Source organism: Pseudomonas sp. A-RE-22 (genome assembly GCF_019956035.1).
Classification (GTDB): domain Bacteria; phylum Pseudomonadota; class Gammaproteobacteria; order Pseudomonadales; family Pseudomonadaceae; genus Aquipseudomonas; species Aquipseudomonas brassicacearum.
This window is the reverse complement of the sequence record NZ_JAHBCZ010000019.1, coordinates 67,217-77,653: the sequence shown is the minus strand read 5'-3', so window position 1 is coordinate 77,653 and position 10,437 is coordinate 67,217. Positions and strand designations below refer to the sequence as shown.

The 10,437-nt window shown below is 61.0% G+C and carries 9 protein-coding genes and 1 pseudogene; 8 read left to right on the top strand and 2 right to left on the bottom strand.

What is annotated here, in order from left to right:
• The first annotated feature begins 226 nt into the window (after positions 1–226).
• The 8 genes from KGA89_RS11525 (at position 227) to aceA (ending at position 8,350) form a co-directional block, all read left to right on the top strand.
• Positions 227–673, top strand: a complete 447-nt coding sequence (locus KGA89_RS11525) for an NUDIX hydrolase (RefSeq protein WP_223471590.1) — start codon at positions 227–229, stop codon at positions 671–673.
• Positions 674–732: 59 nt separating this feature from the next.
• Positions 733–1,857: a tRNA 2-thiouridine(34) synthase MnmA gene (gene mnmA, locus KGA89_RS11520; protein WP_057450008.1), complete on the top strand. Its 1,125-nt coding sequence runs from the start codon at positions 733–735 to the stop codon at positions 1,855–1,857.
• Positions 1,854–2,477, top strand: a complete 624-nt coding sequence (gene hflD / locus KGA89_RS11515) for a high frequency lysogenization protein HflD (protein WP_223471589.1) — start codon at positions 1,854–1,856, stop codon at positions 2,475–2,477. Before mnmA ends, hflD begins: the two co-directional genes overlap by 4 nt.
• Positions 2,478–2,601: 124 nt before the next feature.
• The gene (purB, locus tag KGA89_RS11510; RefSeq protein WP_060613977.1) at positions 2,602–3,972 is read left to right on the top strand and encodes an adenylosuccinate lyase; all 1,371 of its coding nucleotides are present in this window, start codon (positions 2,602–2,604) and stop codon (positions 3,970–3,972) included.
• Positions 3,973–4,056: 84 nt separating this feature from the next.
• Complete coding sequence (locus tag KGA89_RS11505; RefSeq protein WP_003203358.1) at positions 4,057–5,223, top strand: cupin domain-containing protein; 1,167 nt, start codon at positions 4,057–4,059, stop codon at positions 5,221–5,223.
• Positions 5,216–5,641: a GNAT family N-acetyltransferase gene (locus KGA89_RS11500; RefSeq protein WP_003203360.1), complete on the top strand. Its 426-nt coding sequence runs from the start codon at positions 5,216–5,218 to the stop codon at positions 5,639–5,641. Before KGA89_RS11505 ends, KGA89_RS11500 begins: the two co-directional genes overlap by 8 nt.
• Before the next feature lie 166 nt (positions 5,642–5,807).
• Complete coding sequence (locus KGA89_RS11495; protein WP_003203361.1) at positions 5,808–6,569, top strand: secretin N-terminal domain-containing protein; 762 nt, start codon at positions 5,808–5,810, stop codon at positions 6,567–6,569.
• A 455-nt stretch (positions 6,570–7,024) separates the two neighbouring features.
• Positions 7,025–8,350, top strand: a complete 1,326-nt coding sequence (gene aceA, locus KGA89_RS11490) for an isocitrate lyase (protein ID WP_003203364.1) — start codon at positions 7,025–7,027, stop codon at positions 8,348–8,350.
• A gap of 112 nt (positions 8,351–8,462) precedes the next feature.
• On the opposite strand, the gene KGA89_RS30780 is transcribed toward aceA, so the two are convergent.
• The gene (locus tag KGA89_RS30780) at positions 8,463–9,176 is read right to left on the bottom strand and encodes a methyl-accepting chemotaxis protein (RefSeq protein ID WP_411740645.1); all 714 of its coding nucleotides are present in this window, start codon (positions 9,174–9,176) and stop codon (positions 8,463–8,465) included.
• A gap of 141 nt (positions 9,177–9,317) precedes the next feature.
• A pseudogene (locus KGA89_RS30775) lies at positions 9,318–10,355 on the bottom strand (methyl-accepting chemotaxis protein); the annotation flags it as partial.
• Positions 10,356–10,437 lie beyond the last annotated feature (82 nt).

Genomic DNA, 10,437 nt, shown 5'->3' with positions numbered 1-10,437 from the left:
GAATCACTCTGGTCATGACACTGGCCGGTGCTTTTTTCTCAAACCGCGCTAGAACTTCTGCCCACATCGCTTCTGTCACCCTGACTGAGTTTTGTGGGATTTTATCAAAGACCTTGAAAGGGCTGGCTGTAAGAGCGGAGCCATAGGCAGCCGTGACCGCAGCAACGGATATGTACTCAATCCCCCCCCGCAACCCACATACCAATCCGAGAAATAGAAGAACCTTATGAACTGGCAACCCCACATCACCGTCGCCACCATCGTCGAAAACAACGGCCGCTTCCTGATGGTGGAAGAATCCAAGGCCGGACGCGCAGTGCTCAACCAGCCCGCCGGCCACCTTGACCCGAACGAAACCCTGACCGAAGCCGCCGTGCGCGAAACCCTGGAAGAAACCGGCTGGGACGTCGAACCCACGGCCGTGGTGGGTATTTACCTGTACACCGCCCCCAGCAACGGTGTGACCTACCAGCGCGTCTGTTTCGCCGCCAAGGCCTTGAAACACCACCCCGAGTATCAACTGGACGACGGCATCCTCGGCGCCAAATGGCTGACCCGCGACGAACTGCTCGAACAGCGCGAGCACTGGCGCAGCGAGCTGATCATCCGCTGCATCGACGATTATCTGGCCGGCCATTGCCACAGTCTGACGCTGATCCGTCCTTCTCTTTAGCCTTGTGCGCCCGGGCCTGATAGAATCGCGTCCTTTTTCAAGACACTCATTGAACTCCTATGCGTGATCCAGCTCCTTCTGACACATCCAAGAAGCGCGTCATTGTCGGCATGTCCGGCGGCGTGGACTCTTCCGTTTCCGCCCTTCTGCTGATCGAGCAGGGTTATGAGGTGGAAGGCCTGTTCATGAAGAACTGGGAAGAAGACGACGGCACCGAATACTGCACCGCCATGGACGACCTGGCGGACGCCCAGGCCGTGTGCGACAAGATCGGCATCAAGCTGCACACCGCCAACTTCGCCGCCGAGTACTGGGACAACGTGTTCGAGCACTTCCTGGCCGAATACAAGGCCGGACGCACGCCGAACCCGGACATCCTCTGCAACCGCGAGATCAAGTTCAAGGCGTTCCTCGACTACGCCATGATGCTCGGCGCCGACCTGATCGCCACCGGCCACTACGTGCGCCGCCGCGACATCGACGGCCGCACCGAACTGCTCAAGGGCCTGGACCCGAACAAGGACCAGAGCTACTTCCTGCATGCCGTCGGCGGCGAGCAGATCGCCAAGACCCTGTTCCCGGTAGGCGAACTGGAAAAGCCCGAAGTGCGCGCGATCGCCGAAAAACACCAGCTCGCCACCGCCAAGAAGAAAGACTCCACCGGGATCTGCTTTATCGGTGAGCGCCGTTTCAGCGACTTCCTCAAGCAGTACCTGCCGGCCCAGCCGGGCGAGATCAAGACGACCGAAGGCGAAGTCATCGGCCGTCACCATGGCCTGATGTACCACACCATCGGCCAGCGCCAGGGCCTGGGCATCGGCGGCCTGAAAGACGCCGGCGAAGAGCCGTGGTACGTGCTGGTCAAGGACCTGGAGCACAACGAGCTGATCGTCGGCCAGGGCAACGACCACCCATGGTTGTTTTCCCGCGCCCTGCTCGCCTCCGACATCTATTGGGTCAACCCGATCGACCTCAGCGAACCACGTCGCCTGACGGCCAAGGTTCGCTACCGCCAGAGCGACCAGCCCTGCACCCTGGAAAAAACCGCCACGGGCTACCGTGCCACCTTCGATGACCCGCAGCGGGCGGTCACCCCCGGCCAGTCCGTGGTGTTCTATGACGGCGAAATCTGCCTGGGCGGCGGCGTGATCGAAGTCGCAGAGCCCTGGAGCAGCAAGGCATGAGCCCCATCCAGGAACAACTGACGGCATTGGGCGGCGTGTTTCTCGCCGCCGTGCTGGTGGACAGGATCGCCAAGACCGGCCAAGCCACCGAAGCGGGCGTGGCTTGCATGCTCGGCAGCCTGCTGGTTCGCGATCCCAAGGACACCCTGGAGGTCTATGGCGGCGACGACTTGAACCTGCGCGAAGGCTATCGTGCGCTGATCGGCGCCCTGGAGCGCGATCCCAGCGCCCTGCAACGCGAACCGCTGCGCTATGCCCTGTCGATGCTGGGCCTTGAGCGCCAGCTGGCCAAGCGCGACGACCTGCTGGAAACCATAGGCAAACGCTTGCCGCAGATCCAGTCCCAGGTGGAGCACTTCGGCCCGTCCCACGAAAACGTCATCGCGGCCTGCGGCGCGCTGTACCAGGACACCCTGAGCACCTTGCGCCAGCGCATCCAGGTGCATGGCGACATGCGCAACCTGCAGCAACCGAGCAATGCCTCGAAGATCCGCGCCCTGTTGCTGGCCGGGATTCGTTCGGCACGGCTGTGGCGGCAGCTGGGCGGCCATCGCTGGCAACTGGTGATCAGCCGACGCAAATTGCTTAAAGAGCTTTACCCGTTGATGCGCAACGAATAAGTCGCCTCAACCCGTTTTTGTAGTTCGTTACGCGTAACACGCCGGTCAGTTGGCGACGGACCGGCGATTGTTTTCATGTATGATACGCGCCCCATTTCGTTGCCCGACTGTCCGAGAACACCCCATGCAGCTCTCTTCGCTCACTGCGGTTTCCCCTGTTGACGGCCGCTACGCCGGCAAAACCCAGGCCCTGCGCCCGATTTTCAGCGAGTACGGCCTGATCCGTGCCCGCGTCCTGGTTGAAGTGCGCTGGCTCCAGCGCCTGGCCGCCCACCCTGCCATCAGCGAAGTACCGGCGTTTTCCGCCGAAGCCAACGCGGTGTTGAACGCCCTCGCAGAAAATTTTGTGCTGGAGCACGCCGAGCGCGTCAAAGAGATCGAGCGCACCACCAACCACGACGTCAAGGCCATCGAATACCTGCTCAAGGAGCAGGCGGCCAAGCTGCCGGAACTGGCCAATGTCAGCGAGTTCATCCACTTCGCCTGCACCAGCGAGGACATCAACAACCTGTCCCACGCCCTGATGCTGCGCGAAGGCCGTGATGAGGTGATGCTGCCACTGATGCGCCAGACCGCCCAGGCCATCCGCGAGCTGGCGATCCGCTTCGCCGACGTGCCGATGCTGTCGCGCACCCACGGTCAACCGGCTTCGCCGACCACCCTGGGCAAGGAACTGGCGAACGTGGTCTACCGCCTGGAGCGCCAGATCGCCCAGGTGGCCGCCGTGCCGCTGCTGGGCAAGATCAACGGCGCCGTGGGCAACTACAACGCCCACCTGTCTGCCTACCCGGACATCGACTGGGAAGCCAACGCCCGCGCCTTCATCGAAGACGAGCTGGGCCTGAGCTTCAACCCCTACACCACCCAGATCGAACCGCATGACTACATCGCCGAGCTGTTCGATGCGATCGCGCGCTTCAACACCATCCTGATCGACTTCGACCGTGACATCTGGGGCTATATTTCCCTGGGTTACTTCAAGCAGCGCACCATCGCTGGCGAAATCGGTTCCTCGACCATGCCGCACAAGGTCAACCCGATCGACTTCGAAAACTCCGAAGGCAACCTGGGCATCGCCAACGCGCTGTTCCAGCACCTGGCGAGCAAACTGCCGATCTCCCGCTGGCAGCGCGACCTGACCGACTCCACCGTGCTGCGCAACCTGGGCGTGGGTTTTGCCCATAGCGTCATTGCCTACGAAGCCAGCCTCAAGGGCATCAGCAAGCTGGAACTGAACGAGCAGAAGATCGCCGCCGACCTGGACGCCTGCTGGGAAGTCCTGGCCGAACCGATCCAGACCGTGATGCGTCGCTACAACATCGAAAACCCGTATGAAAAGCTGAAAGAACTGACCCGTGGCAAGGGCATCAGCCCTGAAGCGTTGCAGACTTTCATCGATGGCCTGGACATGCCTGCCGACGCCAAGGCTGAGCTGAAAAAGCTCACGCCGGCCAGTTACATCGGCAACGCAGCAGCACAAGCCAAGCGCATCTGATCCACGGCTTTACCTTTGAGACGCCCGGCCGCGCCGGGCGTTTTTATTCGCGTCTGAAAAGTATATTTTTTCAATAGGTTACACATGAATCCTGATATTCCTCTGCAACTCCTGGGCGGCATCACGGCACGGGAGTTCCTGCGCGACTACTGGCAGAAAAAACCCCTGCTGATCCGTCAGGCGATTCCTGACTTCCAAAGCCCGATCGATGCCGACGAACTGGCCGGCCTGGCCCTGGAAGAAGAAGTCGAATCGCGCCTGGTGATCGAGCATGGCGAGCGTCCCTGGGAATTGCGTCGCGGCCCGTTTGCCGAAGACGAATTCAGCAAGCTGCCAGAGCGCGAGTGGACCCTGCTGGTACAGGCGGTCGATCAGTTCGTACCGGAAGTCAGCGAGCTGCTGGAGAACTTCCGCTTCCTGCCGAGCTGGCGCATCGACGACGTGATGATCAGCTTCGCCGCACCCGGTGGCAGCGTGGGTCCGCATTTCGATAACTATGACGTGTTCCTGCTGCAGGGCCACGGCCAGCGCAACTGGAAAATCGGCCAGATGTGCGACTCCGAAAGCCCGCTGCTGCAGCACGCCGACCTGCGCATCCTCGCTGAATTCGAAGCCACCGATGAGTGGACCCTGGAACCGGGCGACATGCTCTACCTGCCGCCGCGCCTGGCACACTGCGGCGTGGCCGTGGACGACTGCATGACCTACTCGGTGGGTTTCCGTGCGCCGAGCGCCGCTGAAGTCCTGACCCACTTCACCGACTTCCTCAGCCAGTTCCTGCCGGACGAAGAACGCTACACCGACGCCGACGCACGCCCTGTAGCCGATCCGCACCAGATCCAGCAGGACGCCCTCGACCGCCTCAAGGGCTTGCTGGCCGAGCACATGAGCGACGAGCGCCTGCTGCTGACCTGGTTTGGCCAGTTCATGACCGAGCCGCGCTACCCGGAACTGGTGGTGGGCCCGGAACTGGAAGAAGACGACCTGCTGGCCAGCCTGGAACAAGGTGCCGTGATCATTCGCAACCCGAGCGCGCGCCTGGCCTGGTCGGAAGTCGATGACGACCTGCTGCTGTTCGCCAGCGGCCAGAGCCGTTACCTGCCGGGCAAGCTGCGCGAGCTGCTGAAAATGATCTGCGCCGCCGACGCCCTGCACATCGAGAACCTCGGTCCGTGGCTGGCCGACGAAGACGGTCGCGGCCTGGTCTGCGAGCTGGTCAAGCAAGGCAGCCTGGGGTTCGCTGATGAATAAAATTCACGTTCGTGTCGCAGACTGGCAAAAGGATAACGCCGAGATCCGGCGCATTCGTGAGACCGTGTTCATTGCCGAGCAGTCCGTTCCACCTGAGCTGGAATGGGATGCCGACGACCAGAGCGCGGTGCATTTTCTGGCGTTTGAAGGCGACTTTCCCATCGGCACCGCCCGCCTGCTGACCGACGGCCATATCGGCCGCGTCTCGGTCCTCAAGGACTGGCGTGGCCTGAAGGTGGGCGATGCGCTGATGCACGCAGTGATCGCCGAAGCCGAGAAGCGTGGGCTCCAGCAGCAGATGCTCAGCGCCCAGGTGCACGCCACGCCGTTCTATGAGCGGCTGGGGTTTGCAGTGGTCAGCGAGGAGTTCCTGGAAGCCGGGATTCCGCATGTGGACATGGTGCGGCGCTCGGCCTGAAACCTGTGGCGAGGGAGCTTGCTCCCTCGCCACAAATGCATCATGCAACCTCGAAACGCCCCGCCATCCACCGATGCCGGGGCGTTTTGCCGTCTAACATTCAACTTGCGCCACCCGGGGCCGACAAACTGGCAATATCAGGCCTTTGTCTCATGGAGAAATGGACATGCTTCTACGCACCCTGCTGACCCTCTTGCTGCTTGGTAGCAGCCTGTCAGCCGTGGCCGATACGCAAATCGTGCCGCTGAACTATCGCACCAGCGCCGACCTGCTGCCGGTGGCACAGAACTTCATCGGCAAGGACGGCCAGGTCAGCGCCTACGGCAACCAACTGATCGTCAACGCCGAGCCTGGCAAGATCGAAGAACTCCGGCAATTTTTGGCCCAATTGGACACTGCGCCCAAGCGCCTGCTGATTACGGTCGACACCAACGAAAACAACCTGCAGGGCGACCAGGGTTACTCGATCAACGGCGCCGCGCCCAGCCAGACCCGCATCATCAACCGCAGCACCGCCAGCCGTGACGGCGGCGTGCAGCAGGTGCAAGCCAGCGAAGGCCAGCCGGCGCTGATCCAGGTCGGCCAGAGCGTGCCCTTCACCAGCAGCCAGACCGACAACTACGGCCGCCTGCAAAGCCAGACCGAATACCGCAACGTCACCCAGGGTTTTTATGTCACGGCGAGCGTCACCGGCGAGACCGTTCATCTCAGCATCAGTACCAACCGTGACCGCATGAGCCAGGAGCGTCCTGATGTAGTGAACGTTCAGAGTACCGACACAACCGTCAGCGGTCGCCTGGGCGAATGGATCACCCTGGCCGGCGTGAATCGCCAGACTCAAGCCGACAAGCAGGGCCTGACCCGCAGCTACTCTACCCAGGGCCGCGACGACATGATTTTGCGGGTCAAGGTCGATACCCTGAACTGAAGCACCAAAAACTGACTGATGAGTCGTATTAGACCAAAGATGTAGTGCCATAAAAAAAGCACTACAAAACGTTTGACGAGGCAAAAAACCGAAGGCATGATGGCCTCGCTCCCGCTAATCAGGGGCCCTGACAAGGGCCTTCGGGTCGACGCTTGCAACTACCCTGCGAGCCGATTCGTGTCTGTACCGCCCACAAGGTGTGTTTGACGAGGTTGCGACTGGAACGAAGTTGTCCCGAGGGACGGAAGCGTAACTAGGTAACCCGGCATCACTCTGAGTTCGTATGGAGGCCCACGACGCCCGAATGCGCCCGCAGTTCGCCCCTACCTGCTCACTTTCCCCTCGAGCCCATCGTTCATCCCGTCGCCTCCCCGCCTGAACCGACTTGTACGCCAACCCCTGGTCGGCAGGAGCAGGAATTTTCCACCAAGACCTATGCGACGAGGTTTATCTCCATGGCACTGACACGCGAACAGCAAATTGCAGCCCTTGAAAAAGACTGGGCTGAAAACCCGCGCTGGAAAGGCGTGAAGCGCAATTATTCCGCTGCTGACGTCGTCCGTCTGCGTGGCTCGGTTCAACCTGAGCACACCCTTGCGAAAATGGGCGCCGACAAGCTCTGGAACCTGGTCACCCAGGGCGCCAAGCCAGCCTTCCGTCCCGAGAAAGATTTCGTCAACTGCATGGGCGCCCTGACCGGCGGCCAGGCTGTGCAGCAAGTCAAGGCCGGCATCCAGGCGATCTACCTGTCGGGCTGGCAAGTGGCCGCGGACAACAACTCCGCCGAGTCGATGTACCCCGACCAGTCGCTGTACCCGGTGGATTCGGTTCCAACCGTGGTCAAGCGCATCAACAACTCGTTCCGTCGCGCCGACCAGATCCAGTGGAAAGCCGGCAAGAACCCGGGCGACGAAGGCTACATCGACTACTTCGCGCCGATCGTGGCTGACGCTGAAGCCGGTTTCGGTGGCGTCCTGAACGCCTACGAGCTGATGAAAAGCATGATCGAAGCAGGCGCCGCCGGCGTTCACTTCGAAGACCAACTGGCTTCGGTGAAGAAATGCGGCCACATGGGCGGCAAGGTACTGGTTCCGACCCAGGAAGCTGTGCAGAAGCTGACCGCTGCCCGCCTGGCCGCCGACGTTGCCGGTGTACCGACCATCATCCTGGCCCGTACCGACGCCAACGCCGCTGACCTGCTGACCTCCGACTGCGACCCGTACGACCAACCGTTCGTAACCGGTACCCGCACCCAGGAAGGCTTCTACAAGGTGCGTGCCGGTCTCGACCAAGCCATCGCCCGTGGCCTGGCCTACGCACCGTACGCCGACCTGATCTGGTGCGAAACCGCCAAGCCGGACCTGGACGAGGCGCGTCGCTTCGCCGAAGCGATCAAGAAGGAATACCCAGACCAGATCCTGTCTTACAACTGCTCGCCTTCCTTCAACTGGAAGAAAAACCTGGACGACGCGACCATCGCCAAGTTCCAGCGCGAACTGTCCGCCATGGGCTACAAGCACCAGTTCATCACCCTGGCCGGCATTCACAACATGTGGCACAGCATGTTCAACCTGGCGCACGACTACGCCCGCAACGACATGACCGCCTACGTGAAGCTGCAAGAGCAAGAGTTCGCTGACGCCGCCAAGGGCTACACCTTCGTGGCTCACCAGCAGGAAGTGGGCACCGGCTACTTCGACGACATGACCACCGTGATCCAGGGCGGCACTTCGTCGGTGACCGCACTGACCGGTTCCACCGAAGAAGAACAGTTCCACTGATACACGCCGTAAACGGCCCTTGCGGACCGAGTAAAAGCTAACCGCAAAGCCGATGATCTGAAGCCCCGACTGGTTCGGGGCTTTTTTCTGCCGATTTTTCCCGCTCCGTTTTTCACACCTTGAAGTGACTGACCAACTGCTGCAACTGGTTACCCAGGCGCGCCAGTTCGATGCTGGAGGCTGCGGTTTCTTCACTGGCTGAGGCGGTCTGCTCGGATACATCGCGCACGCTCAGGATACTACGGCTGATTTCCTCGGCCACCGAGCTCTGTTGCACCGCGGCGGCGGCAATCTGCTGGTTCATGGCCTGAATGCCGGAAACCGCCTGGGTGATGTTGCCCAGGGAGGTGCCGGCTTTGCCTGCCAATTCCACGCTGCTGTCGGTCAGTTCGCGGCTGTTTCGCATGATGCTCGATACCTGGCGCGTGCCGTTCTGCAAGCCCGCCACCAGGCTTTCAATCTCTTCGGTGGAATGCTGGGTACGCTGGGCCAATCCGCGCACTTCATCGGCGACCACGGCAAAACCGCGCCCGGCGTCACCCGCGCGAGCGGCCTCGATGGCGGCGTTAAGGGCCAGCAAGTTGGTCTGCTCAGCCACCGCCCTGATCACGTCCATGATCTTGCCGATGCGCCCGCTTTCCTGTTCCAGCTCGTTCATGGCTTCGACTGAACGCCCGACCTCGCCGGCCAGGCGCTCAATCTGAACGATGGCTTGCGCGACCACCTGGTCGCCAATACGAGCTTGTGCATCGGCCTCTGATGCAGCTGCGCGAGCTTGTTCGGCATTACGCGCGACTTCATGCACGGTGACCGACATTTCGTGCATGGCGGTAGCCACCTGATCGGTCTCGGTCTTCTGACTGTTGACCCCGGCACTGGTCTGCTCGGTGACAGCCGAGAGCTCTTCGGCGGCACTGGCGATTTGGGTAACGCCATCGCGGATGCCACCGATCAGGTCGCGCAAGGTGCTGCCCATGCGCTCAATACCCTGCTGCAAGACACCCAGCTCATCACGACGGGTCACGATCACGTGCTGCGTGAGATCACCTGCTGCAATGCGATCGACCACAGCCAATGTGTCCTGCAACGGCCGTGTAATCTGGCGGGTGATGATCAGGGCGGCAAAAATCCCCAACAACATCGCCAAGGCCGTACAACTCAGCTGCAGGATGCGCGCCTGGGCGCTGTCTTCGTCACGGGAGACCAGTTGGCTGGCATACATTTCGTCAGACAGACGAGTGATGGTTTCACCCAGATCGATAGTGTCCTGCACGGCCTTGCCAATGGCCTGATTGCTGGCAGTGAAATCCTGCACCGAACGGCGGTAAGCAATCAGCGCGGTTTCCAGCTGCTTGATGGTGTCGGCATAGGTCGGACCGAAAGCGCCGTTGAGGGTTTCGATGCCCTTGAGCGCATTTTCCAGCTGGCGGGCGGCGGCGAGCTCGGTGGCGCTGTTGGGGTTGCCGGTATAGCCACGCACTTCATAACGCACCAGTGCCAAGTCCTCTTTTGCCTTGAGGATGACCCTGTACAGCTCGAAACGGCGCTCATCCGAGGCAGGCATTGCTTCTACGTCATTGATGACTTTGGCAATCAGCGCGGCACCCTTGACCGCATTGACGCCCATCTCCTTGCGCATGGCCGCGTCATTGCGATAAGCCTCGCGCATCGTATTCAGTGCCACTTGATACTGCGTGCTGGCCTGCTCGATCAGCGCAAGTTTTTTCAGGTTTTCAGGTTTTCTCAACTCGTTTGCGAGGCTTTTCTGCTTGGCGACAAACTGGTCCAGCGACGCCTGGATCAATGCACCCTTTTGTTCATCTCCCCGGTCCAGCTGGTATTGCAAGCGAGCCCTGCGCAGGTGATCAAGACGGTTGCCGAGTTCGGTGATGCTGGTCATTCGATCAGTACGCTCGATCATTTTCCCCAGGCTGAACCAGCCGGTCGCGGCGAGGATAGCGGTCAGAAGCAGTACAACGGCAAAGCCCAAAGCCAGCTTGAGCATAACGCTCATATTCGCGATCCAAGAGTTCATGGCATTCCTTGTGGTCATCAGCCGCGAACGATGAAACCTGGCGCGGCTATCT

Coding starts and splice junctions, on each gene's coding strand:
- aceA (WP_003203364.1), top strand. CDS start 7,025: ATGGCACTGACACGCGAACAGCAAATTGCAGCCCTTGAAAAAGACTGG.
- purB (WP_060613977.1), top strand. CDS start 2,602: ATGCAGCTCTCTTCGCTCACTGCGGTTTCCCCTGTTGACGGCCGCTAC.
- mnmA (WP_057450008.1), top strand. CDS start 733: ATGCGTGATCCAGCTCCTTCTGACACATCCAAGAAGCGCGTCATTGTC.
- KGA89_RS11505 (WP_003203358.1), top strand. CDS start 4,057: ATGAATCCTGATATTCCTCTGCAACTCCTGGGCGGCATCACGGCACGG.
- KGA89_RS30780 (WP_411740645.1), bottom strand. CDS start 9,176: ATGCACGAAATGTCGGTCACCGTGCATGAAGTCGCGCGTAATGCCGAA.
- KGA89_RS11525 (WP_223471590.1), top strand. CDS start 227: ATGAACTGGCAACCCCACATCACCGTCGCCACCATCGTCGAAAACAAC.
- KGA89_RS11500 (WP_003203360.1), top strand. CDS start 5,216: ATGAATAAAATTCACGTTCGTGTCGCAGACTGGCAAAAGGATAACGCC.
- hflD (WP_223471589.1), top strand. CDS start 1,854: ATGAGCCCCATCCAGGAACAACTGACGGCATTGGGCGGCGTGTTTCTC.
- KGA89_RS11495 (WP_003203361.1), top strand. CDS start 5,808: ATGCTTCTACGCACCCTGCTGACCCTCTTGCTGCTTGGTAGCAGCCTG.